General features: G+C 56.8%; 19 protein-coding genes. 7 read left to right on the forward strand and 12 right to left on the reverse strand.

Annotated elements, in window-relative coordinates; genetic code table 11:
- Positions 1–70: 70 nt before the first annotated feature.
- From M7439_RS01655 to M7439_RS01680, 6 genes are all read right to left on the reverse strand, one after another.
- Positions 71–922 (reverse strand): glycosyltransferase family 2 protein, encoded by an 852-nt coding sequence (locus tag M7439_RS01655; RefSeq protein ID WP_298345644.1) that lies wholly within the window; start codon positions 920–922, stop codon positions 71–73.
- Positions 919–1,785 (reverse strand): dTDP-4-dehydrorhamnose reductase, encoded by an 867-nt coding sequence (gene rfbD, locus M7439_RS01660; protein ID WP_298345641.1) that lies wholly within the window; start codon positions 1,783–1,785, stop codon positions 919–921. Before rfbD ends, M7439_RS01655 begins: the two co-directional genes overlap by 4 nt.
- Positions 1,782–2,795 carry a dTDP-glucose 4,6-dehydratase gene (gene rfbB / locus M7439_RS01665; RefSeq protein ID WP_298349474.1) on the reverse strand — a complete coding sequence of 338 codons (1,014 nt, stop codon included), beginning with the start codon at positions 2,793–2,795 and terminating at the stop codon, positions 1,782–1,784. The genes rfbD and rfbB overlap by 4 nt, the downstream gene beginning before the upstream one ends.
- 40 nt (positions 2,796–2,835) lie before the next feature.
- Positions 2,836–3,903, reverse strand: coding sequence for a glucose-1-phosphate thymidylyltransferase (locus tag M7439_RS01670; RefSeq protein WP_298345634.1), 1,068 nt, complete (start codon positions 3,901–3,903; stop codon positions 2,836–2,838).
- 8 nt (positions 3,904–3,911) lie between these two features.
- Entirely contained in the window at positions 3,912–5,051 is a 1,140-nt protein-coding gene (locus tag M7439_RS01675) for an acyl-CoA dehydrogenase family protein (protein ID WP_298345631.1), read from the reverse strand.
- Positions 5,052–5,378: 327 nt separating this feature from the next.
- Positions 5,379–6,146, reverse strand: a complete 768-nt coding sequence (locus M7439_RS01680; RefSeq protein ID WP_298345628.1) for a biotin--[acetyl-CoA-carboxylase] ligase — start codon at positions 6,144–6,146, stop codon at positions 5,379–5,381.
- Positions 6,147–6,249: 103 nt separating this feature from the next.
- On the opposite strand from M7439_RS01680, the gene M7439_RS01685 reads away from it, so the two are divergent.
- The 6 genes from M7439_RS01685 to M7439_RS01710 all read left to right on the forward strand — a co-directional run bounded on the left by M7439_RS01685 (position 6,250) and on the right by M7439_RS01710 (position 13,307).
- On the forward strand, positions 6,250–8,019 hold the full coding sequence (locus M7439_RS01685; protein ID WP_298345625.1) for a biotin carboxylase N-terminal domain-containing protein: 1,770 nt from the start codon (positions 6,250–6,252) through the stop codon (positions 8,017–8,019).
- Positions 8,020–8,047: 28 nt separating this feature from the next.
- On the forward strand, positions 8,048–9,214 hold the full coding sequence (locus tag M7439_RS01690; RefSeq protein ID WP_298345622.1) for a M20 family metallopeptidase: 1,167 nt from the start codon (positions 8,048–8,050) through the stop codon (positions 9,212–9,214).
- A 36-nt stretch (positions 9,215–9,250) separates the two neighbouring features.
- Positions 9,251–9,853: a nitroreductase family protein gene (locus tag M7439_RS01695; RefSeq protein WP_298345619.1), complete on the forward strand. Its 603-nt coding sequence runs from the start codon at positions 9,251–9,253 to the stop codon at positions 9,851–9,853.
- Positions 9,854–9,881: 28 nt separating this feature from the next.
- Positions 9,882–11,027 (forward strand): molybdopterin-synthase adenylyltransferase MoeB, encoded by a 1,146-nt coding sequence (gene moeB, locus M7439_RS01700; protein WP_298345616.1) that lies wholly within the window; start codon positions 9,882–9,884, stop codon positions 11,025–11,027.
- Positions 11,028–11,100: 73 nt separating this feature from the next.
- Positions 11,101–12,672 carry a methylmalonyl-CoA mutase gene (locus tag M7439_RS01705; protein ID WP_298345614.1) on the forward strand — a complete coding sequence of 524 codons (1,572 nt, stop codon included), beginning with the start codon at positions 11,101–11,103 and terminating at the stop codon, positions 12,670–12,672.
- A gap of 53 nt (positions 12,673–12,725) precedes the next feature.
- Positions 12,726–13,307 (forward strand): hypothetical protein, encoded by a 582-nt coding sequence (locus M7439_RS01710; RefSeq protein WP_298345611.1) that lies wholly within the window; start codon positions 12,726–12,728, stop codon positions 13,305–13,307.
- On the opposite strand, the gene M7439_RS01715 is transcribed toward M7439_RS01710, so the two are convergent.
- Together M7439_RS01715 and M7439_RS01720 are read right to left on the reverse strand one after the other, a co-directional pair.
- Complete coding sequence (locus tag M7439_RS01715) at positions 13,276–14,640, reverse strand: leucyl aminopeptidase (protein ID WP_298345609.1); 1,365 nt, start codon at positions 14,638–14,640, stop codon at positions 13,276–13,278. The genes M7439_RS01710 and M7439_RS01715 overlap by 32 nt on opposite strands.
- A gap of 50 nt (positions 14,641–14,690) precedes the next feature.
- Positions 14,691–15,236 (reverse strand): cob(I)yrinic acid a,c-diamide adenosyltransferase, encoded by a 546-nt coding sequence (locus tag M7439_RS01720; protein ID WP_298345606.1) that lies wholly within the window; start codon positions 15,234–15,236, stop codon positions 14,691–14,693.
- Positions 15,237–15,284: 48 nt separating this feature from the next.
- On the opposite strand from M7439_RS01720, the gene metH reads away from it, so the two are divergent.
- Positions 15,285–18,746: a methionine synthase gene (gene metH / locus M7439_RS01725; protein ID WP_298345603.1), complete on the forward strand. Its 3,462-nt coding sequence runs from the start codon at positions 15,285–15,287 to the stop codon at positions 18,744–18,746.
- A 114-nt stretch (positions 18,747–18,860) separates the two neighbouring features.
- On the opposite strand, the gene M7439_RS01730 is transcribed toward metH, so the two are convergent.
- From M7439_RS01730 to lpdA, 4 genes are read right to left on the reverse strand one after another with little or no spacing between them, the layout of a single operon-like run.
- A complete protein-coding gene (locus tag M7439_RS01730; RefSeq protein ID WP_298345600.1) occupies positions 18,861–19,985 on the reverse strand; it encodes a Xaa-Pro peptidase family protein in 1,125 nt (374 codons plus the stop codon).
- A complete protein-coding gene (gene lipA, locus M7439_RS01735; RefSeq protein WP_298345597.1) occupies positions 19,982–21,616 on the reverse strand; it encodes a lipoyl synthase in 1,635 nt (544 codons plus the stop codon). Before lipA ends, M7439_RS01730 begins: the two co-directional genes overlap by 4 nt.
- On the reverse strand, positions 21,616–23,073 hold the full coding sequence (locus M7439_RS01740) for a dihydrolipoamide acetyltransferase family protein (protein ID WP_298345595.1): 1,458 nt from the start codon (positions 23,071–23,073) through the stop codon (positions 21,616–21,618). The genes lipA and M7439_RS01740 overlap by 1 nt, the downstream gene beginning before the upstream one ends.
- A complete protein-coding gene (lpdA, locus tag M7439_RS01745) occupies positions 23,066–24,451 on the reverse strand; it encodes a dihydrolipoyl dehydrogenase (RefSeq protein ID WP_298345593.1) in 1,386 nt (461 codons plus the stop codon). Before lpdA ends, M7439_RS01740 begins: the two co-directional genes overlap by 8 nt.
- Positions 24,452–24,534: the final 83 nt, after the last annotated feature.

The raw sequence follows: 24,534 nt of genomic DNA on the forward strand, positions 1-24,534 counted from the left end.
ATCCGCTCGGCCAAAGCCAAGGATACCGTTGCACGGGTTAGACGACTCGTGGCTGGGCTGTTTACATTCCTCAGTTGCGCACGGTACCCGTGATGATCGTCCGTATCACGCTCATGGCACAACGTAGTCCAACGCCTATCTCCACCGCGAACAACAACAGGGTTGAGCGCTGCTCCAAGGAGGCATATGTCGCCATCGACCGATGATGCTCAACGACGGCTCCTAACCGCCGCTGGCTACTCGAGGTACCGCCCACGTGGGTCACCACCGCACGAGGTTCATAGACAATCTGGTAGCCAAAGAGTGCCATTCGGCGACAGAGGTCGACATCTTCCAAGTACAGATGGTATTTCGGATCGAAACCACCGACCCGACGGATCACATCAGTGCGACATAACAGGCAAGCTCCTGAAATCCAGGGTACGGTCACGGCTGTGCTTGGATTGAGATCGCTCATACGATACGAACGTGTAGCAGAACTCTCCGGGGCGAGCCAGCCAATCGCACCATGGCGGATCGATTGCCAGAGTGATGGGAAACGTCGAAATGAGGGGTAACGGCCACCATCACTATCTAAAACCTTCGGCCCCACAGCGCCCACGGCGCCGCTCGATGCCGCAGTGGCGACAAGCGCATCGACCGCTCCAGTGTGTAGGACCACATCTGGATTCATGATCAACACCATCGACTCCTCGATCATTGCGAGACCTCGATTGACAGCCAATCCATAACCAAGATTCTGACCAAATGCGACCCTGTGAACAACGCAGTTCGCAAAGGTTGAGGTCCATTCACCAGGTTCCGTTGCGCCGTTATCGATCAGGACGATGGTGGCAACGCCTTGGGCTGCGAGCTCCTCGACAAGAAGATCGGTCGAGCCTGAACGATAGAGAACGATGATGGCAGCAACGGTGGTCTTCACTGAAGATCAAGCTCTCGGACGACTCGTTCAACCGCATCATGCCAATCATCGGTTGCACGCCCAATCGCAGCGCTGTAGGTCGCCGTTGAAAGCACTGAGTAACCAGGGCGAGGGGCGGGATATCGGTCAACAATAGAGGCGGCGCTGATCTCCACCACCTGGTCAAGATCCCGTCCGAGCGAGGTGAGGATCCAGCGCACCACCTCATACCACGATGCAGTACCACCGTTGACGACATGAAAGTGACCGGTGCACGCACTCAGCATCAATTGAATGCTTGCCTCGCTTAAATCGTCTGCGACCGTCGGAGATCCGACTTGATCGCCGACAAATCGGAGGACAGAGCCCTCCTTGGCAAGTCGGACAACGGTAGATGCAATGTTGCCGGCCGATGCGCTCATCAGCCAGGCGGTCCGAATATTGAGATCGATCCCAACACGGAGCTCGCACTCACCGCCGAGCTTACTGCGGCCATAGACGCCTAGGGGGTCGACACGATCCCACTCGCGGTAGGGTTCAACCGACTGGCCATTGAAGACATAATCGGTTGAGAAGTTGCAAACCCGAGCACCCACGGCATCGGCGGCCTCTACCTGCCAGCGAAGCGCCAATGCATTGACACCAAAAGCGAGATCGGGCTCTCGTTCACATCGATCGACAGCAGTGAAAGCGGCGGCATTCACCACCCAATCAGGTCGGAGTGACCGGATGACCTCATTGACGTTAGCTCGCTGGCGTACATCGATGTCGGCGGAGGTAAACGCGAAGACTTCTACAGGAAGGTCGAGTTCGCGAAGCCTTCTCGCAAGCCGCTGGCCCAATTGTCCATTACTTCCAAAGACGACAAAGCGGAGCTGACTCACGATCGAGACTGCCAGGCTGCCGACTCCTGGACTGGAGCACGACCCATCAACGGACGCCACCAGCCCTCATTGCCACGGTACCATTGGATCGTTTCGCTGATCCCTTGGTCGAAGGGGATGGATGGTGTGAAGCCAAGCTCATTACGGATCTTGGAAGAGTCCAACAGATAACGGCGGTCATGCGACGGGCGATCAGGAACCGTCGTCTTGAGTGTATCGGGTTTACCTAGTTCAACAAGAATCCGATCAGCGATCTCCTCGATCGAATATTCGTCACCTGTACCAACATGATAGGTCTCCCCCGAGTGCCCCTTATGAATCACCAAATCGATAGCTCTCGCGTGATCGAGCACGTGGATCCACTCTCGCCGGTTGTCCTTGGAAGCATAGAGGGGCAATGGCTGGTCCTGCAAGGCTAGCGCAGTAAAGAGGGGGATCAATTTTTCAGGGAATTGGTAGGGTCCATAGTTATTGGCGCAGTTGGTGATGCTGATCGGCAAGCCATAGGTCAGCGCATAGGCCCGAACCGCGTGATCTGCCGCGGCCTTCGATGCGTTGTACGGGGTGCGCGGACGATAGGGCGACTCCTCCGTAAATGCATCCTGGGCATCAAGATCAAGATCCCCATACACCTCGCAGGTCGAAACATGATGAAACCGTGTCAGCCCCCCATAAGCCCGAGCAGCCTCAAGGAGACCAACCGTCCCGGTGACATTCGTGCGAAAGAAGCGCTCGGGATCGATGATAGCCAGAGAGTTATGCGACTCGGCGGCAAAGTTCACTACGACATCGACGGCGTAGCGATCAAGCACCTCCACGACGTGGTCGGTGTTACCGATATCACCATGAACAAAGCTGATGCGATCATCCAGATCCCCCAGTGACTCGCGACAGCCCGCATAGGTGAGCGCATCGAGCACGACAACATCATCGTCTGGATGGGCCGTCGACCAGTACCGTGTGAAATTCGAGCCGATAAATCCTGCGCCGCCGGTGACCAGTAGTTTCACTGCCCTCGCCTTTCATGGTGGGAAACGTTGCGAGCACAGACTATAGCAACTCCACCCGAGCGTGATCGCCTACGATGAGCTTGGTGGCGCTGGGCCGTTCGCTGCGATGACAAATCTTGGCAAACTTCCCGATCACCGAACCTTCGATTGCGCCGACAGTGTCAACCGTAGAGTCGCTGAGAATAATGGAGTTCATCACTTCAGAAGAGAGAATCGCACATCGATCCCCGATCGACGAAAAGGGACCGACGTAACTGGACTGCAGAACAACATCGCGCCCAATGATGGCGGGGCCACGAACGATCGAGTCGACGACCTTCGCCCCTGCCTCAACGACCACCGGGCCCTCGATCTTGGAGTCGATCACCTCACCCATGATTGACGGTCGAATCGCCATCAGCGCAATCCTGTTACCGTCGAGTAGCGCCTCAGGATCCCCCAAGTCCTTCCAGTATCCCTCCACCATCGATGAGTTCACCCCGAGACCATGATCGATCAGCCAGCTAATGGCGTCAGTGATCTCAAGTTCACCCCTCGCAGAGGGTGCGATCTGGGCGACTGCCTCATGAATACGAGCATCGAAGAGGTAGACCCCAACGAGGGCAAGGTCGGAGGGAGGATGATCAGGTTTCTCCACGAGGCGCAGTACCGAACCGTCATTGGCGACCTCAGCTACACCAAACTTCCGAGGATCTGGAACGCGCGCCAGCAAGATCCTCGCCGCCGTTGCGACGTCTCGAAGGGTGAACCCGTGCACAATGTCGGTGATACCGCCGACAAGAAAATTGTCGCCAAGGTACATGACAAAATCCTCATCGCCGAGGAAATCCTTGGCGATGAGAACTGCGTGAGCAAGCCCACGCGGCGCATCCTGTGGGAGGTAAGTCGCCTTCAAACCAAAAGCCGAGCCGTCTCCAACAGCGGCCTTTACCTCGCTAGCCGTGTGTCCCACGACAATCCCTACATCGGTAATGCCGCACTCAGCTATCGCTTCGAGGCCGTAGAAGAGGATGGGTTTGTTCGCGATCGGCACCAGCTGCTTGGAGGCGGTATGTGTCAGCGGACGGAGTCGAGTCCCGGATCCTCCGGCGAGGATAAGCGCCTTCATCTCGTCCCCTAAGAGGTTGGTAGACCGAGCGAACGGGCGATCACAAGACGCTGCACCTCAGATGTTCCTTCGCCAATCTCGAGTATCTTGGCGTCACGATAGTAGCGCGCCACAGGAGACTCCTCGATGAATCCTGCCCCTCCAAAGATTTGGGTCGCCTCTCTGGCTACCGACACCGCAGCCTCGGTAGCATAGAGCTTCGCGATCGCCGCCTCTCGCTTGAAGGGCCGCCCGTGATCCTTCAGCCAAGCCGCACGGTAGACCAACAGCCTCGAGGCTTCGACAGCGACCTCCATGTCAGCGCACTTAAAAGAGATCGCCTGATACCGCGAGATTGGCCCTCCAAAGGCATTGCGATTCGCTGCATAGGCAAGCGACTCTCGAAGACAGGCCTCAGCTAGTCCCAGTGCGAGTGCTGCGATTGAGATCCGCCCATCATCGAGAATGGCAAGGAATTGCGCAAACCCACGACCTACCTCGCCAAGTAAGGACTCTGGGCCAACCTCCACATCGGCCAAACTCAACGGATGTGTGTCTGATGCGTGCCAACCGAGCTTCCTATAGGCAGGCTCAACGGTAAAGCCCGGCGTCCCTGCAGGAATGATAAATGCCGAGACCCCGTCCTCTCCTCGAGCAGTAACGGTCACCAATGACGTGATAGGGGTGCCTGAGTTGGTGATATAGGCTTTGGCCCCATTGAGTAGGAATCGCTCGCCCTGGCGCTCGACCCTTGTGCGGGTGGCTCCCGCATCGGATCCCCCGTCAGGCTCCGTCAGGCCAAAACCACCGAGCGTTTTCCCAGCACAAAGATCGGGCAGCCATCGCTGCTTTTGTTCCTCATTGCCAAACTCGTAGATCGGATTCGCACCGAGTCCCACACCAGCAGAGAGGGTGATAGCCAGCGATGAGTCGCCTTTGGCGAGCTCTTCGACCGCGATGCACAATGAGGTGAAGTCGCCTCCTCCCCCTCCGTAACTCTCGGGAAAGATCATCCCGAACAGTCCAAGCTCCCCGAGCTGGAGCACCTGCGCAAGAGGGAACTCACTACGTTCGTCCCAGCCGAGAGCATTTGGCAACACCTCAGCATCCACAAAATCAGCCACCACCTTACGCAGTGCTTGATGTTCCTCACCGAACTCGACTGACATATCGACCTCCTCGTCCAATCCTCGTCGACCTCAACGCCGCTTTTCTACCAGGTAACCGCATCAACGCGCATGAGCCCTCACCAAGACACTACGCCCGACGACGACTCTTCCGTCCAGGGCGATCATCGCGACCACCTCGACCCAGTAGTACCGTGGGACCGCTCCCCAAACACTCTGTATCTGCCATCATTGTTGTATATAGAGCCACGACTAGGGCTATCCCGGTGCACTCGAGCACCCAAACTATCCAATGCCGCGGTCCCCTCTACAGCAAGCCATGCCGACCTCGAGACGGATCTACTACGCGAGCACAACCCCGATGAGACACTATCGATCATTCACCACTCCAAGATGTTCGATATCACCAACATGAACGGCAACCTGACCGGACGCAGTTCTGACAAGCAAACAACCCTCTTGATCGACATCTTCGGCTAATCCTACCACCATCTCCTCTGGGTACTGAATTTGCACCCGACGACCCAGCGTTGACAAGCAGCATCGGTAGGTTTGGAGGAGGAGCTCGGTGTGGCCATGCAGGAGCTGTGACAGTTGGTCATCAAGTTCCTCCAGGAACCGCATAAGGAGGGAATCGCGCAGCGAGAAGAAATCCTCCGCCGGTTCACCTTCAATCGCTTCATTGAGACAGCAAAGGTTGCGAGCATCCTCTAGGGTTGGGGTGGCCGTGAGGTTCACACCAAGACCAATGACCACCTGATGAGACGAGCCATCGAAGATGCCATCGATCAACATCCCTCCGAGCTTGGCTTCCCCTACCATCAGATCATTGGGCCACTTCAAGGTCACCCCCGCTACCCCGAGGCCCCGAATCGCAAAGACGATCGCATTACCGACGGCCATCGGAAGGAGATTGACCTCAGCACGCCGAGGCAACCGTACCAATACCGAGCAGGCAAGGGTACTCCTCGGAAGATCATGAAAAGCACGACCTCGTCTGCCGCGGCCGGCCCGTTGATGATCTGCCACGACGACCAGACGTTGGGTACTGACCCGTGCAAAGAGGTTTGAAAGCGTGCGATTCGTAGAGTCGGTCTCATCAAGTAGGATTATGCGCCATGGGGCGGTGCTGATCATTACTCAGCACCTTAGAGGACAGGATCGAGCCAAGCTTCCTCGACAGGGATAGCCTCGGAGAGCGGCGCCGGTGACGGCGAAGCAAGCAAGAAAGGTGACGTAGGTGTTTGAGCGGTTACTCATAGCGAACCGAGGAGAGATCGCGGTTCGCGTAATCCGGACAGCCAAGGAGATGGGAATCAAGACGATCGCTGTCTATTCTGACGCCGACCGAGATGCGATGCACGTCCGTTACGCCGACGAAGCCTACAATCTGCCCGGCACAACCGTTCGAGACAGCTACCTGAACACCGAACGCATCTTGGAGATTATTCAACGTTCGGGCGCCCAAGCCGTGCATCCTGGCTATGGCTTTTTCAGTGAAAACACCGACTTCGCCAGGGCGATCGAAAGCACCGGCGTTGTGTTCGTTGGTCCACCACCAGAAGCCATCGAGATCATGGGGGACAAGATCTCTTCTCGTATTGCCGCGACGGCAGCCGGTGTCGCTGGTGTACCTGGCACCACGGAGGTCCTCAAAAGCGCCGATGAGATCGTCGCCTTTGGTGAGAACCACGGTTGGCCTTTAGCGATCAAGGCAGCCTATGGCGGAGGTGGCCGAGGCATGCGAGTCGTCAACTCTGCCTCCGAGGCGGCCGAGGCTTTGGCCTCGGCTCAACGAGAAGCACTCGGTGCCTTTGGGCGTGATGAGTGTTACGTCGAACGGTACCTCACTTGGCCCCGCCATGTGGAGATGCAGATCATTGGGGATGCCTATGATACGACTCTCTGGCTCGGCGAGCGCGATTGTTCGTGCCAACGGCGGCATCAGAAGCTGATCGAAGAGTCGCCTGCTCCAGATTTTCCTGATGACATGCGATCCAAGATGGGCGAGGCGGCCGTGAAGGTCGCTCGCGCATGCGGCTATCGCAACGCTGGAACGGTCGAGTTTCTTTACCAAGACGGCGCATTTTACTTTCTTGAGATGAATACGCGTCTCCAGGTTGAGCACCCCATCACCGAAGCGGTCACTGGTCTCGACCTGGTGGAGCTCCAGCTTCGTATCGCAGCAGGCGAACGTCTTCCGCTCTCCCAAGACCAGATCAGCCACAACGGCCATGCCATTGAGATCCGTTTGAACGCTGAAGACCCATCAGGAGGTCGTTTCGTCCCCTCTCCGGGCCCCATCACGCGCTTCGAGCGCCCCGATGGTCCTGGCATTCGCACCGACGCTGGTTATGAGGCAGGAGACGCAGTGAGCCAGTACTACGACAATCTCATCGCGAAATTGGTGGTTTGGGCCCCTGATCGCGAGCGGGCAATCGCTAAGGCCATCCGCGCTCTCCGTGAGACCAAGCTCGAAGGAGTCACGACTACCATCCCCGCTGATCTCGCCATTCTCGAGCACCCAGACTTCCACACGGCGCAACATTCCACCAAGTGGGTTGAGGATCGGTTGGACTTGAGTGCGCTGACAGCTCCACCCATTACCGCCACGTCCGAGGAGACCACCACGCCGACCGAGGTCGTAGCCGAGGTCAATGGCAAACGGGTTGCCGTCAAGCTCTTCCTTTCTGAACTGGTTGCGCCGACCCCAACGAACGTGCCATCTCCGCGCCGTGACACCCCTGCCCCACGAGCAGCCCGCACGCAGGGACCTGCGTCGAAGGTAGGGGGTGGATCTGGAGCCGTCACTGTACCTATGCAAGGCACCGTCGTGAAGATAGCGGTTCAAATAGGCCAAGAGATCAATGTCGGGGACACAGTGATCGTGCTCGAGGCGATGAAGATGGAGAACTCAATCCTCGCTGAGCGCGCAGGAACCGTCAGCGAGATCAGGGTAAAGCCTGGCGACACCGTGGGTACTGGTGACGTGGTCGCCACCATCGCTTAATCATCACTCCGGTCGCGGAAGGAGCACCATGTCACACGGAGACAACGAACGCAAGGCAATTCGATCAGCAGCAGAACGCAACTACGGTCGAGCTTATGACCTCTCACATCGTATTCATGCAAACCCTGAATTGGCATTTCACGAAGAGAAGGCCGCCACCTGGCTCACCAACGAGCTCAGTACATCTGGGTTCACGGCCACAAAAGGTATCGGTGGTCTCGACACCGCCGTCATCGCTGAGGCCGGAAGTGGCGACCTTATCGTGACCATCTGCGCCGAGTACGATGCACTTCCCCATATCGGACACGCCTGTGGTCACAACATTATCGCAGCCAGTGCCTTCCTCGCCGCCACCTCACTCGTGGACCTCGTCGATGATCTCGGAATCACGCTGCGCGTCATTGGAACTCCTGCCGAGGAGGGCGGCGGCGGTAAGATCATCCTCCTCGATCAGGGGATCTTCACCGGTACGCACCTAGCTATGATGTTGCATCCGGCACCGATGGAGGCTGACCGAATGCATGTGCAAGCAGCGCGCCACTTCCGCGTCACCTACCAGGGGCGAGACTCCCACGCTGCGGCCGCACCTCAGCTTGGCATCAACGCACTTGATGCGATGACAATCGCCCAGACCTCTATCGGGCTTCTACGTCAACACATCCTGGCCGATGACCGCATCCACGGCATCATCACGAAGGGGGGAGATGCCCCAAACATCATTCCGTCCCTTGTTGAGGGGGAATTTCTGACGCGCTCTGCAACACTGGAGGAGCTTGCGCATCTCGCTCCTCGTGTCGATCGCTGCTTCGAGGCTGGAGCCTTGGCTACTGGTGCCACCTGCACCATCACCGACCGCGGACCCACCTACTCCCATCTGGTAACCGACGAGGAGTTGGCCACTATCTACGTGGAGGAAGCCACCCAAGTCGGCCGTACCTTTCAGACCGACCAACAGCCACTATCGGCCTCCACCGACATGGGTAATATCTCACTTGAAGTCGCTACCATTCATCCTCTGATCAACATCAACTCATGGCCGGCCGTCAACCACCAACCCGAGTTCACTGAGGCGGCGAAGTCGCCGGAGGCAGATAGGGCAATGTTTGAAGGAGGCATGGCGCTGGCTATGACCGCGATGACCGCCGCGCTCACCCACAGCACCAGAGAACGACTCCTCGCTCACCCTTGCCGGTAGGCGACGCCAAGTGTGCTCCTCGAGAGGCCTTTAAGAATGGAGTTCGACGCAGTACTACGACGGCGACGGATGCACCGTTCCTTCACTGAAGAACCCGTCCATATCGAGGAGGTCAACGCTCTTTGCGAGGCGGCGCTTCGTGCACCTTCGGCTGGCTTCACCCAGGGTACCGAGTTGGTGATCGTACGAGACCCGCAACGCATTCGCACCATCCTGGAACTGATCACCACGCAAGACTGGTTGACGAACGCTGTTAACCACCAAGGACTGCGTCACAGCCAAGTGTTGATCTTCCCAATCATCAACCAACAGGCGTATCTCGCACGATACGCAGAACCCGACAAAGCGCAATCCGGCATGGCGACCGAGGATGGTTGGCCTCAGCCTTATTGGCTGGTCGATGCAAGTTTTGCCACCATGCAACTGCTCCTAAAGGTCGTGGATCTTGGTCTCGGCGCAAGTTTCATGGGCATCTACTACGGCGCTGAGGAGCTGCGCACATTGCTAGCTCTGCCTGACGGGCACCATCCGCTCGGCATTCTCTGCATTGGACACCCCAGCAACTCCCGTCTCACGGGCTCACCGAGTCGTCGTCAGCGCCGGGCCGCGGAAACGCTAATGCATTTCGAGCAGTGGTAACATGATCGAGGGAGGCAATGTACGCTCTATGTCTAACTTACGAGAGCTACTGGCGAATGCACGAGCGCAGATCGACGAAGTTGAGCCCGTAACACTGCAGACGAAGCTCGGTGATGATTGGGTTCTTCTCGATGTACGTGAACCCGAGGAGTTCAGCCAGGGCACCATCCCCGGGAGTATTCTGCTACCCCGTGGCAACCTAGAACTGCAGATCGAAACGGTCATTCCAGACAAGAGGACCCCAATCGTGGTGTACTGCGCCGCGGGCGTGCGCAGTATCCTCGCTGCGTATACCTTGGGGCAACTCGGTTATACGAACGTCGCTTCACTCTCCGGGGGTTTTGAAGCATGGAAAGACCAGGGAGGACTCTGGCAGGTGCCACAACGGCTCGGTGATGCGCAGCGCCGTCGTTACCATCGCCACCTCCTGCTACCAGAGGTCGGTGAAGAGGGCCAACGGAAGTTGCTCGACTCCAAGGTCCTGCTGTTAGGAGCTGGAGGCCTCGGGTCGCCGATCATCTTGTACCTCGCCGCAGCGGGGGTGGGAACCCTTGGCATTCTCGACATGGACGAGGTCGATCTGTCAAACCTCCAGCGTCAAATTATTCATACCACAGATTCGATTGGAAAACGTAAGGTCGACTCCGCCAGTGCGGCTGTCCGTGCCTTGAACCCTGATATCGACGTCATTACCTATGACTGTCGTCTCGATGCAACAAATATCGCCTCCATCATCGCTGACTACGATCTGATCGTCGATGGTACCGATAACTTTGCAACACGCTACCTGATCAACGATGCAGCGATCGTTGCGCGGCTTCCAGTGGTGCACGGCTCCATCTATCGCTTCGAGGGTCAGGTCACTGTTTTTGCGCCACCAAAAGGACCGTGTTATCGATGCTTCCAACCGACCCCCCCTCCGAGTGAACTCGCACCTTCATGCTCTGAAGCGGGCGTCTTGGGCGTCCTGCCGGGCATTATCGGGTCTCTCCAGGCCACAGAGACGCTCAAGCTCCTCCTCGGGATCGGTGACACGCTCGTTGGGCGCTTGCTCACCTACGACGCGTTGACCCAATCGTTACACACCTACCGTCTTGGGCGTAATCCCAACTGTCCAAGCTGCGGAGACCGACCATCCGGCCTGGTCAATCACCAGAACATGGAGGCAGTGTAGCATCGAGACTCCCAACCATCAAACTCTTCACTCACCAAACTCGATCTCAGACGATGCAAGTAGGATGGCAAGGGTGACCACAAGACAGACCGACTCTGAGATACCCATCGAACCCTTCTATTCTCCCGCGAACACCTCGGTGAACTATGCGAGTGATCTTGGTGATCCAGGTACCTTTCCGTTTACCCGTGGAATTTATCCCGAGATGTATCGCCAGCGCAACTGGACCATGCGACAGTATGCCGGTTTTGGGACCGCTGAGGCCACCAACGAACGCTTTCGATTCCTGCTCGCCAACGGCCAAACAGGGTTGTCTTGCGCCTTCGATCTGCCGACACAGATGGGCTATGACGCCGATCACCCCCGAGCCGATGGAGAGGTGGGTCGAGTCGGCGTGGCAATCTCCTCCATTGAGGACATGCATCGACTTTTGCAGGGCATTCCACTCGACAAAGTCACGACCTCCATGACCATCAACGCCACCGCTTCCACCCTGCTGCTCCTCTACCAGCTAGTCGCAGAGGAGAACAACGTCGATCCCTCGGCCATTGGGGGAACGATCCAAAATGATATTCTGAAAGAATATGCCGCTCGCGGTACCTACATCTATCCTCCTCGCCCAAGCATGCGCATCATCACTGACATCTTCGCGTACTGCCAACGGGAACTTCCCCACTTCAATACCATCTCCATCTCGGGCTATCACATCCGTGAAGCGGGCTCCACCGCAGCACAAGAGCTTGCCTTCACCATTGCCAACGGCATCGCCTACGTCGAAGCCGCTCTGGCCGCTGGACTGGCAGTCGATGATTTTGCGCCGCGACTCAGCTTCTTCTGGAACGCCCATAACAATCTCTTCGAGGAGGTTGCCAAGTTTCGGGCTGCTCGACGGCTCTGGGCCCATATCATGCAAGAACGCTTCCATGCTCAAGATCCACGATCCCTGCTCATGCGTTTCCATACCCAGACCGGCGGCTCAACCCTGACAGCACAGCAACCAGAGGTGAACCTCGTGCGAGTCTCAGTCCAAGCGTTAGCGGCCGCCCTCGGGGGCACACAGTCGCTGCACACTAACGGTTATGACGAGGCCCTCGGTTTGCCAACCGAAAAGGCGGCCAAACTCGCGCTCAGGACACAGCAAGTGATCGCCTATGAGACGGGGGTAACCGACACGGTCGATCCACTCGCAGGTTCCTATTACGTCGAGTCGCTCACCAGTTCGCTCGAAGCAAAGGCACGCGAATACCTCGAGGAGATCGATGGACGTGGAGGTGCGGTCGCAGCCATCGAAAACGGGTACATCCAACAGGAGATCGAACGTGCCGCCTATGCCTACACCAAGGCCGTTGATGCTGGCGAAAAAGTGATCGTTGGAGTGAACCGCTTCGTCGATAAGCAGGAGTCGAGTCCAGAGGTCTTCCCGATTGATCCAGCGCTACAGAGACAGCAGATACAGGAGATCCGCGAGTTGCGCCGCCGCCGTGATCAAGGGACCGTCGATCGGGCACTCACCGAACTCAAAGTGGCCGCTCGTGGAACCGACAACGTCTGTTACCCGATGAAGCGTGCCTTAGCGGCGCGCGCTACCTTGGGCGAGGTCGCCGATACGTTGCGCGACGTATTCGGAACGTTTTCTCCTATTTGATTTTGATATATTCTATGCTATACTGATGTAAGAGAAGACCAAGGAGGGTCGTTATGGGTCAGGAAGGTCCACGTCCAGAATTCCTCACTGTGTGCCGTTGGGAGGTCCCACACCGTCAAGAGCAGTGGTGGCCGATCACATCAGAGTACGTGCAGCTGCTCTGGCTGCCGATACTTGGTCCATCCTGCATTGTGCTCTTGCAGCGCCTAGACCTGCTGATCGGGGAGGCGAAACAGGTCAGAACCTCCACCGAGGAGCTCGCTCGATCGCTCGGGCTCGGCCATACCCCACACCGAGGTTCGCTGCTGGACCGCAGTATCGATCGTTGCTGCGATTTCCGCGTGCTCCGTGAACTCATTCCAGGGCTCATCGAGGTGCCGCGCGAGCTACCTCCTCTGAGCAGCCGACAGCTCAAACGACTGCCAGAGAGCCTCCAAGTCGTCGCACATGCGCAGCCTGAACTCCAACGTTATCGCAACGAGACCGAACGAAGAGGTCGACTACATCAACTCACCGCCACACTAGCCAACCTAGGTGCAACGGACGACGAGATCAGCGACCAACTCCTTCGGCTCGGTTACCCGCCTGAACGTTCCACGGCCTCTAGTCGTGCGTACCCTGTAACCAGCGGATAAAGGTCACTACACCAAATCCTGTCGCTCCTGCTCGTATCCAGCCGTGATCGGTCTCGGCTCGCGAGGGTCCGGCGATATCGAGGTGTGCCCACCGTGCGTCTGGCACGAAACGCTGAAGAAGAAGAGCCGCTGCGATGGCACCACCACCGCGCTTGCCAATGTTCTTCATATCCGCCACCTCCGAGGCGATCAACTTCTCGTAGCTCGAAGGGAGAGGCAGTCGCCAGTTGGGCTCAACGGCCTCTTCTCCAGCGGTATGAAGTGCATCGAGAAGCAACTCGTCGTTGCCCATCAGTCCTGCGACCTCTTCACCTAATGCGACGACACAAGCGCCGGTGAGTGTCGCGATATCGACGATCTCATCGTTGCCGTCCTCCAGGGCAAGTGTCAGACCATCAGCCAAGACAAGGCGTCCCTCTGCATCGGTGTTCAAAACTTCAATCGTACGTCCCGAACGCGTAACCAAGACATCGCCCGGCTTTTGGGCACTGCCAGAGGGCATATTCTCAGTCATCATGAGATAACCATTGACCTCATGCGACACACCGAGCGCACCCAAAGTCGACATCGCGGCGAGCACCGCGGCGGCGCCACCCATGTCCGTCTTCATGGTCATCATCCCCTCACCAGATTTGAGTGAGAGGCCCCCTGAGTCAAAGGTGATGCCCTTCCCTACGAGTCCGATCTTCTTTCCAGCCGTCTGCTGAGGGCGATAGGTCAGTTTGATGGCACGCGGAGGCTCCACCGACCCACGAGCCACCCCAAGGAGGCCGCCCAATCGCTCCTCCTCACAGGTCTGCTCGTCCCATACGCGAATCTCAAGGCCAGAGCGAGCCGCAACATCGCTCGCCATGCGTGCAAACGCTGTCGGGGTCAAGCGCGATGGTGGTTCGTTCACTAGATCGCGAGCCAACGCCACCGCCTCAGCGATCACTGACGCCCGCTCCACTGCAGCGCCCTCAGCTTCGTGGCCAAGCACGACAACCTGAGTACAGACAGAGGATTCGGTATCCTCACGGGTTCGATAGGTATCGAAACGATACCCAGCCAGCAACATGCCGATGGTAAGTTCTTCAATTTGGGTCTCGTTCAAAGCGGGCAGGGTCAGCGCTACCTCAGGAAAATGAGCGCGTGACGCCTCGTCGACCACCGCCGCCCCCAGAGCACGAAGCTGTTCGGCGGTCGCCTCAGCGACGACGCCGAAGTGATACTGCAGTGCACCATCTACAACAGTTGGCTGCATCCGAGTTGTGTGCTCACCCTCGACAATACGAACGTCGACAGCACCAGCACTTGCCTTTTGCGCAATCGAAACCGATGTCTTTAAACTCACTCCATCCTCCTTGGGATCCACGTTCTTGAACAAGTCTGTCCTCTTGCACCCTAGGCGTTCTGAGCTCCTCGCGCGGTCAGCGACACGCCCTCACTCCATCGAGCCAACGTCCAGACAAGATCAGAGAGCCTGTTCAGGTACATCTGCACCAGAGAGTCTGGAGCCTCCTCAACGAAGGCGACGCTGTGTCGTTCTGCCCGACGGACAACCGTGCGTGCAACATCCAAAAACGCCGCAGTCACCTCCTCACCCGGGACGACAAACTCCTTTGGTGGTTGAAAACGCAGAGAAATCTGGTCAATGAGTTCCTCTAAGTGTGTCACCATGTCACGAGTCACCAGTGTTGTACCCGGTTTGAGATGATCGCGTTTGCTAGCCTGAGTCGCTACCTCCGCCATCAGTATCCAAAGATCGAGTTCGAGGTCCCGGCAGATTGACGCGAGTTCCCCGGTGGCATGGGCCCGAACAAGACCGAGATGGGCCTGAGCTTCATCAACTGCACCATTGAGCTCGACCTGGGGTGAATTTTTCGGGACCCTCCCGCCATAGAGCAACCCAGTGGTTCCTTTGTCCCCTGTCTTGGTGTAGATCTTCACATCATTCCCTTCGAAAAACGCAGCTCAGCACCTACTAGCCTATTAGACATGCTCGACTACGCCCGGCTAGTTCAAGAACAGATCGTCATCTTTGACGGCGCGACTGGCACCAACCTACAGCTCCGCGAACTCACTGCCGACGACTTCGGCGGCGAGCATCTCGAGGGCTGCAACGAGGTGCTCGTGCGCACAAAACCAGAGGTCATCGAGCAGCTTCATGCCTCATTTCTTGAGGTCGGCGTGGACGTGATTGAGACCGACAGCTTTGGATCCCTGTCGCCAGTCTTAGCTGAATACGGGCTCGCATCACAGGCCCGTGAACTGAATGAAACCGCAGCTCGGTTAGCCGTCCGAGTGGCCAGAGACTTCTCAACACCCAACCATCCACGCTACGTTGCTGGCAGCATGGGCCCAGGAACCAAACTTCCGACGCTCGGACAGATTGAGTTCGAGACACTCGTCGATGCCTACCATACCCAGGCGGCAGGTTTGATCGCCGGCGGCGTTGACCTCTTACTTATTGAGACCGTCTATGACATACTCTCGGCAAAGGCTGCAATGATCGGTGCTCGCCTGGCAATGCAGAGTGAGGGTCGTACGCTGCCGATACAGCTCCAAGTAACGATCGAGCTCACCGGCCGCATGCTTCCTGGAACTGAGATCGGTGCTGCCCTCTCTTCGCTCAGCGCCATGCAACCGACCGTCTTTGGCATCAACTGCGCCACCGGTCCTACAGAGATGAGTGAGCATCTCCGATATTTGGCGGAGCGCAGCCCTTTACCGATCTCCTGTCTACCCAATGCTGGACTCCCATCGGTCAAAGACGGCAAGATGCACTACGATCTCACGCCGGACCAGCTGGCCACCTCCCTGCGTCGCTTCGTACACGATTTTGGCGTTACTGTCATCGGCGGATGCTGTGGCACCACACCTGACCACCTCAAGGCGGTGGTGGAGGCCTGCCGAGATCTCACACCAGAACCACGCCAACCAAGCCTGGAACCCGAGGTTGCGTCGTTGTACTCCCCTGTCTCCTTGCGTCAGGACACCTCCCTACTGAACGTCGGCGAACGAACGAATGCCAACGGCTCGAAACGCTTTCGTGAGGCTCTTCTTGCAGCTGATTACGATACCTGTGTGGCGATGGCCCAAGAACAGGTTCGCGACGGTGCCCACCTTATCGACCTCTGCGTTGACTATACCGGTGAAGACGGTGTGCACAACATGGGGGAGCTGAGTGCACGCCTCGCCACTGCAGCAACTCTACCTATCATGCTTGACTCCACCGAGGCAGAGGTAATCGAAGTCGCGTTGACCCATCTCGGTGGAAGAACGATTCTGAACTCCGTCAACCTCGAAGAAGGCGATGCCCCTGGATCGCGTCTCGACAAATTTCTCACCCTCGCGCAGCGCTTCGGAGCCGCAGTAGTGGCGACCTGCATTGACGAGGAGGGGCAAGCACGAACACCTGAGTGGAAACTCAAAGCCGCCACCTCTATCGCCAATATCGCGATAGATCGGTATGGGCTCCAACCTGCCGATCTCATCTTCGACCCACTCGTGCTCCCCATTACGACTGGGATGGAAGAGTCCCGCCAAGATGCCAAAGCCACCATCGAAGGTATCCGGCTCATCCATGAGGCCTTCCCTGAATCGCACATCATCATCGGCTTATCCAACGTATCGTTTGGCCTGAAAGCTGCGGCCCGAGAAGTACTGAACTCCGTTTTTCTCGAAGAATGTCGGCTCAATGGACTCAGTATGGCAATTTTACACCCTTCAAAGATCATCCCTCTGGCAAAGATTCCCGAAGAGATCACAACAGTCTGCCTTGACCTCATCTATGACCGTCGCCGAGATGGCTATGATCCGCTGTCGCGACTCATTGACCTATTTGAATCCGCAGAAAGCCTCAAGGAAACTGGACCTCCGTTAGAGTCGCTCCCCGTCGATGAGCGCCTCTACCGCCGCATCGTTGACGGGAATCGAGTCGGTCTTGAAACCGACCTCCGGCAAGCACTCGACGGGGGATCGGCACCACTTGCGATCGTCAACGACATCCTTCTCGCGGCCATGGCCGAGGTCGGCGACCTCTTCGGTTCAGGGCAGATGCAGCTACCTTTTGTCCTCGCTTCGGCTGAGACCATGAAACAGGCAGTCGCTTATCTTGAGCCCTTTATGGATCGCGCGGACTCCACCAATCGCGGGACCATTGTACTTGCCACCGTCAAGGGCGACGTGCACGATATCGGCAAGAATCTCGTGGATATCATCCTGACAAACAATGGTTTCCATGTTCACAATCTCGGTATCAAAGTTGCGGTCAATGAACTCATCGAAAAAGCCGTCGAGACGAAGGCGGATGCGATAGGCATGAGTGGATTGCTGGTCAAATCAACGCTCGTCATGCGGGATAATCTTCTCGAACTCAATGCACGGGGTCTGGACCATATCCCAGTCATTCTTGGAGGAGCCGCCCTCACACGATCATTTGTGGAACGCGATCTGCGCGAGATCTACAAGGGAAGAGTCTTCTACGGTAAAGATGCCTTCGAAGGACTTACTGTGCTCGACAAGCTCGTCAAAATCTCCCATGGTGACCTCACTGACGACCAATTCGGTCGCAAGATCAAAGCTTCCTCCGTTAAGCGCATGCGAACCGAAGCGAGCGTTCGTTCCGAAGAACGTACCATTCGCTCCGAAGAGGTACCATTCGATAATCCGGTCTATACCCCTCCGTTTCTCGGCACAAGGGTGGTGAAAGGCGTCCCTCTCGAGGAGATCGCCGCCTATCTCAATGAAACAGCGCTCTTTCGTCATCAGTGGGGCTATCGACCCCAAAATGGAGAATCTGACGCTGAGTTCAAAGAACGGATTCGCCAGCAACTCGCGCTAGAACTCGATCACGCAAAAACGGACCAGATCTTGATTCCCCAGCTCGTCTATGGATACTTCCCCTGCAACTCTGAGGGCAATGACCTGATCATATGGGACCCTTCGGCGCGTGATCGTGAATTGACCCGTTTCCAATTCCCGCGGCAGCCAAATGCACCACATCTATGCATCGCCGATTTCTACCGACCCCGTACAACGCAAGAAGTTGACTACGTCGCCTTTCACGTAGTGACCATGGGTAAACGTGTCAGTGAGGTGGCCCAAGAATACTTCCGCGACAATCGCTACCAAGATTACCTGCATCTCCATGGGCTCGGCGTTGAAATGACCGAAGCTCTCGCGGAGTTGTGGCATGCACGGGTGCGACGCGAATGGGGATTCAGCAGCGAAGACGGACCAACACTAACCGGTCTCTTCAAACAGGCCTACCGCGGTGGGCGCTACTCCTGGGGCTACCCGGCGTGCCCCAATCTCGAAGACAACGAGAAGTTAGTGCAGCTCTTAGAAGCCTCACGGATCGGGGTGACGGTGTCCGAGAACTTCCAACTCGATCCCGAACAGACAACCACCGCCATCATCGCACATCACCCCATGGCGAAATACTTCATCGCATAAGGGATCACACGACAGGACAACAGCATCAATTCTTGCATCAGGTCGCCCCTTGCTCACATCAACCCGAGTACTGGGCCTCACGGCGGCCCCAGAAAGACAACGGAGCAGAGTTGTCTAAAGCACGGCCAATTCCCGAGGCGACTCGTTCAATGCGCGAACACCCTTTTCCTCCAAGATGACGATGTCCTCGATCCGAGCACCATAACGACCTGGAAGATAGATGCCTGGTTCAATTGAGAAAGCGGTGCCCGCTTCCAGGGGCAACACGTTTTCGCTCGACAGGTAGGGATCCTCATGTTCATCGAGTCCAATTCCATGCCCAAGCCGATGAACAAAATACTCTCCATAACCGCCCTCTGCAATCACATTGCGAGCCACGAGATCGGCTTCCCTGCCGGACATGCCCACCCGGATGCTCTCACGGGCCACTGTTTGCGCATGGTACAGCACTTCGTAGAGTTCCCCAAAACCTTCGGGAACTTCACCAACTGCAAATGTCCGTGTGGTATCGGAACAATAACCAGGCTCGCCATCAATCGAGTATGTCCCGCCAAAGTCGAGGACTAACGCATCTCCTGGCATGATAACCCGAGTGGTAGGATCATGGTGTGGCGAAGCAGAATTTGGCCCACTTCCGACAATGGTAAAGTTGACGCTGGTGTGACCCTCTTCTAGCAGAGCCTCACCGATGTCCTTCGCCACCTCGCTCTCTCGGCGATTCGCTACCTTGATCTCGCCCCGAATCAGCCGCTCCGTCACCCGGTCCGCTGCATGAGCCGCAAGCTCGAGCAACTCGATCTCGATTGCATCTTTCTGTCGCCGAAGCGGATTTAGCAATGCGGTCGCTGATCGCAGGCTAGCCCTTGGAGCTCGCTCCATCAGTGGCAGCAGCCATCCAGAGATAAAACGATCATCCACTGCGACAACCTTCGCATCACGAATCATGGATCCGAGGAGCGCAAAGGGATCCTCGCCATCTACCCATGGCACGAGTTCCAGTCCAGGCAATGCCCGAACTCTCGGCGCTTCCAACTTTGGAATCACCAAACGAGTCGACCCGCTGGCATCCATGTAGAGACAGGTAATTCGCTCGAGTGGCATCGCTTGATAGCCGATGAGCCAGGGTAACTCCCTACCCAATGTGATCAGCAATGCATCGACTTCGTTCGCCGCCAGTAGCTGTCGGGTCCGCTCCTGGCGTCCTTGATACGCAGCCTCAAACTGAGAAGGTTCAATCATGCCATCGCCTCAACGGCAGCATCGGACCCTTGACGTGCGTGATAGGAGGACCTCGCTAGCGGCGACGCCTCCACATAACGGAAGCCCAGACTCTTCGCATACTCACGCAACTCGACAAACTCCTCAGGGTGGTAGTAGCGAGAGACCGGCAAGTGATCTCGCGTCGGCCGAAGATACTGTCCTACCGTTAAAATATCTACACCTACCGACCGTATATCACGCATCACTGACTTGAGTTCGGGAATCGACTCGCCCATTCCGACGATGAGACCCGATTTTGTCGTCAAGCCGAACTCCTTCGCCCGTGCCAGTACCGTCAAAGAACGTACATAGTTCGCAGAGGGACGGACGGCACGGTGCAATCGCAATGCTGTCTCTAGATTGTGATTCAATACATCAGGTCGAGCCTCCAGGACCGTCTCAAGCGATGCATGGTCACCCTTAAAGTCAGGGATGAGGACCTCAACCGAACAGGCAGGATTGAGCTCGCGAATCGCATGAATCGTCTCTGCAAAGGCACCAGAGCCCCCATCTTGAAGATCATCACGGGCCACCGCAGTAACAACCGCAAAGGAGAGCTTCAAGGCTGCGACCGCTTGCGCAACCCGATTGGGCTCTGTCGCATCGAGTGGCAGCGGCTTTGAGGTATCAACGAGACAGAAGCCACAGGCGCGCGTGCAACGTTCACCGTTGATCATGAACGTCGCAGTACCATCCTTCCAACACTCATAGATGTTTGGACAACCCGCCTCTTCACACACCGTTACAAGATTCAAATCCCGCACAAGATGCTGCAACGACCGATACTCCGTACCAAGGTTCACCTCGCTGCGCACCCATTCAGGCTTTCGTGAGACATATGGGACAGCGGACTCAAAGGAGAAGCCCGCCTTCGCCAAACGCTTGTTCAGCCGAGAGGTGAGCGCGCTCTGTGTTCGTGCTCCTTCTTGTGCAACGGCTACCTGAGAGGCGTCATCCACACCCTGATAGTCAAGCTGATCGAACGCGAAGCAGGAAGCAAACTCCTTCGCGTAGGCACGAGCTACCTCACGCAAAGATGCATGGACACCTTCGGCCTCCATTGAGGTGACTGCCTTATCAGAGATACCGCATGGAACAATATGTTCGAACATAGACAGATCAGTATGTACGTTCAAGGCAAAACCATGCATTGACCGTCCACGGCTTAACTTCACCCCAATGGCAGCGATCTTGCGAGGAGCGTCAACCGGACCAACCCACACCCCCGGGAACTCCTTAAGTGTAAAGGCCTCGATCCCGTAAGAGGCAAGCAGTGCGATGATCGATGCCTCGAGTGTGTGGACATACTGCGGGGTCGAATCTGGACCGAACGGGACGTCGATGATGGGGTAACCTACCAGCTGCCCCGGACCGTGATACGTGATGTCACCACCGCGGTCTGTCCAACAAGAAGTTGCGTTCACCGTAGCAGGATCAACCAAAAGATGGGCAGGATCTGTCCGAACACCCATCGTATACACGTGGGGATGTTCGAGCAGCAAGAGATGCGAACTCGTCCCCTCGCGGAGTCTCTGTTGAAATACCAACGCGTCCTCGTAACCAACGCGTCCTAACCAACGAGCCCCTAACTCTGGTCGGCTCTCTACCATCAAAGCTCCTGCTCCCAATTCCATGTCTCGATCACCTGCTTGAGTTTGGCGAGGAACGCTGCTGCGTAAGCCCCATCGACCGCTCGATGATCAAAGTTCAGTGTTAACATCCCAACCGAATGGATTCCAATCGACTCATTACCTTCACCATCGACGATCACGACCGGCTTGCGAGCAATACCGTCAGTCGCCAGAATAACCACCTGAGGTTGGTTGATAATTGCGCCTGTCATGAAGGTACCAAACGGACCCGGATTGGTTATCGTAAAGGTGCCGCCAGCGATATCGTCGGCAGCTAGGCGTCGGGTACGGGCACGGGAAGCGAGATCATGGATCTCTCGAGCGATTCCGGTCAACCGCTTCCCATCAGCGCCATGGATTACCGGGGCAATTAAACCCTCCAAATTAAGATCGACTGCAATAGACAAGTTAATATCTCGATGGACCACTAGCGAATCGCCCAACACGGATGCATTGACATTGGGGTAGGCCCTTACCGACTCAACTACTGCTCGAGCGATAAATGGAAGGTACGTCAGGCTAAAGCCCTCCTCGGCCTTAAAGTCAGAACCAGCAGCTCGACGAACACGCTCGACCCGTTCAAAGTCAACCTCGATCGACATTAGCGTATGCGCTGAAACCGCCTTCGAATGAATCATGTGTTCAGCGGTCCGACGACGAATATTGGTAAACGGAACGACATAATCCCGTGAACCCGGCTCAATATCCGGACCAGAGTAGGCTACGGGCGCCTCTTCCCTACGAACAGGAGTCGACGAAGATCGCTGTGGAGCTGGGGCAGGGGCCGGCTGTGGAGCTGAGGCTGGCTGTGGGGCCGGGGCCTGTGCTCCTGCACGCGACTGTTCTGCCAAGCGATCAAGAATCGATAACACATCAGATCGAGTAATGCGCCCACCAACGCCTGTCCCTTGAATTGACGCTGGGTCAAGGTTATTTTCTTCGATGAGATGGCGTACAACCGGCGACAGAACCAAATCACCGTACTCCTTACTCGGCTGTGGGGCCGGGGCCGGCTGTGGAGCTGGGGCCGGCTGTGGAGCCGGGGCAGGCTGTGGGGCCGGGGCTGGTTGTGGAGCTGGGGTCGGGGCAGGCTGTGGAGCTGGGGCCGGGGCCGGCTGTGGAGTTGGGGCCGGCTGTGGGGCCGGGGCTGGTTGTGGAGCTGGGGCCGGGGCCGGCTGTGGAGCTGGGGCTGGGGCCGAACCTGCATCTCCCACCCTCGCAACCACAGTACCTACAGCAACGGTTTCCCCTTCTGGTACTACAAGCTCACTCACCACTCCTGATGCGGTGGCCGGAACCTCAGAATCCACCTTGTCTGTAGAAACCTCAAAGAGGGGTTGGTCGATCTCAACTGTATCGCCAACCTGCACCAACCACTTCGTGATAGTACCCTCGGTAACGGTCTCTCCCAACTGTGGCATAATTACATCAGCCAACGTGCAAACTCCTTCCAGTAAGTGCAAAAACTGTCTCTCCGAACGCCTCCGAAAGGGTCGGATGTGGTTGAATAAAATACGCCAGCTCTTCGGCACTTGCTTCCCAGTTCACCGCTAGGTAGCCCGGTGAAAGCAGTTCTGTTGCCCAAGGGCCAACAATGTGGACACCTAAAATTTGATGGGTCGCTCGATCTGCAACCACTTTTACGAAGCCGTCCACCTCGCCGATGATGCGCGCACGCGAGTTTCCACCAAGTGGATCCTTCTTCACGATCGGGTCGTATCCCCGATCTTTAGCCTGCTCCTCCGTTAGTCCGGCAAAGGCGATCTCGGGATGGGTATAAATACACCAGGGAACTCTGGAATAATCAACCGGAGCAGACCTCTCGCCAAGTATTGTCTTGATTACCGCAACCCCTTCGGCAAAACCCACGTGTGCAAGCTGAGCGGTGTCAATCAAATCGCCAATGGCATAGACGCCTGGTTCCGACGTTTCATAGTTTTCGTCAACCTCGACAAAGCCTCTCTCGGACACCGAAACCGCGGATCTACCCTGAAATATGCCCTCAGAATTGGGGCGCCTACCGACCGCAACAACAATTTGGTTGACCACCAACGAGCTGCCATCTGCTAACGTCAGGGTGGTTTCTTTACCATCGGGACTGTGTCCGGTGACTCCAACACCAGTGCGAATCGCGATTCCACGCTTCTTGAACGAGCGTATCATCACGTCGACAAGATCCTGATCGACACCTGGCAACAACCGTGGCAGTGCCTCAACGATCGTAACCTTGCTGCCTAGGTCAGCCATTAACGAGGCGAACTCACAACCAATAACCCCACCGCCGACGATGGCTACTGACTTAGGAAGCTCCTCCAACAACAAGACTTCGTCGGAGGTCAGAACGTAACGGCCATCGACCTCAAAACCGGGGATGACACGTGGACGCGACCCTGTTGAGATGATGACCTTGTCGCCAACGAGCTTCTCCCCTGTCGATACCGAGATACGCCCATCACCTTCATAGGCACCGTCACCCGCATACGTCACGATCCCACGGCTCCTCATGAGGCCAGCCAACCCACCCGTCAACTTGTCCACTACCGCTTGCTTGCGTTTTTGCGAGATGGCAAAATCCACAACCGGGTCGCTGACAGCAATCCCGAACTCAGCCGATCCACGAATAGAGCGGTAGACCGCGGCCGTCTCCAGATACTCCTTGGCGGGCACGCAACCACGCTGCAGGCACGTACCACCAACTCGATCGCGCTCTACGATACCGATCTTGAGGCCCGCCGACGCACCGTAAAGCGCTGCCGCATAACCAGCTGGCCCTGCACCCAGAATCACCACATCAAAAGCTTGCTCTTCGCTCAACGCCGTTCCTTCCTTGCACCGTCCCCCTACTAGTTTTAGTAGAAATTACGCCTGGTTAATAAATTGGAGGACCACTGGATGGA

The organism is Ferrimicrobium sp. (assembly GCF_027319265.1).
Classification (GTDB): domain Bacteria; phylum Actinomycetota; class Acidimicrobiia; order Acidimicrobiales; family Acidimicrobiaceae; genus Ferrimicrobium.

Excerpts from the sequence above, each read along its gene's own strand:
- M7439_RS01680 (WP_298345628.1), bottom strand. The coding sequence starts at position 6,146 with ATGATCAGCACCGCCCCATGGCGCATAATCCTACTTGATGAGACCGAC.
- moeB (WP_298345616.1), top strand. The coding sequence starts at position 9,882 with ATGTCTAACTTACGAGAGCTACTGGCGAATGCACGAGCGCAGATCGAC.
- M7439_RS01710 (WP_298345611.1), top strand. The coding sequence starts at position 12,726 with ATGGGTCAGGAAGGTCCACGTCCAGAATTCCTCACTGTGTGCCGTTGG.
- lipA (WP_298345597.1), bottom strand. The coding sequence starts at position 21,616 with ATGGTAGAGAGCCGACCAGAGTTAGGGGCTCGTTGGTTAGGACGCGTT.
- metH (WP_298345603.1), top strand. The coding sequence starts at position 15,285 with ATGCTCGACTACGCCCGGCTAGTTCAAGAACAGATCGTCATCTTTGAC.
- M7439_RS01675 (WP_298345631.1), bottom strand. The coding sequence starts at position 5,051 with ATGTCAGTCGAGTTCGGTGAGGAACATCAAGCACTGCGTAAGGTGGTG.
- M7439_RS01695 (WP_298345619.1), top strand. The coding sequence starts at position 9,251 with ATGGAGTTCGACGCAGTACTACGACGGCGACGGATGCACCGTTCCTTC.
- M7439_RS01690 (WP_298345622.1), top strand. The coding sequence starts at position 8,048 with ATGTCACACGGAGACAACGAACGCAAGGCAATTCGATCAGCAGCAGAA.
- M7439_RS01670 (WP_298345634.1), bottom strand. The coding sequence starts at position 3,903 with ATGAAGGCGCTTATCCTCGCCGGAGGATCCGGGACTCGACTCCGTCCG.
- M7439_RS01730 (WP_298345600.1), bottom strand. The coding sequence starts at position 19,985 with ATGATTGAACCTTCTCAGTTTGAGGCTGCGTATCAAGGACGCCAGGAG.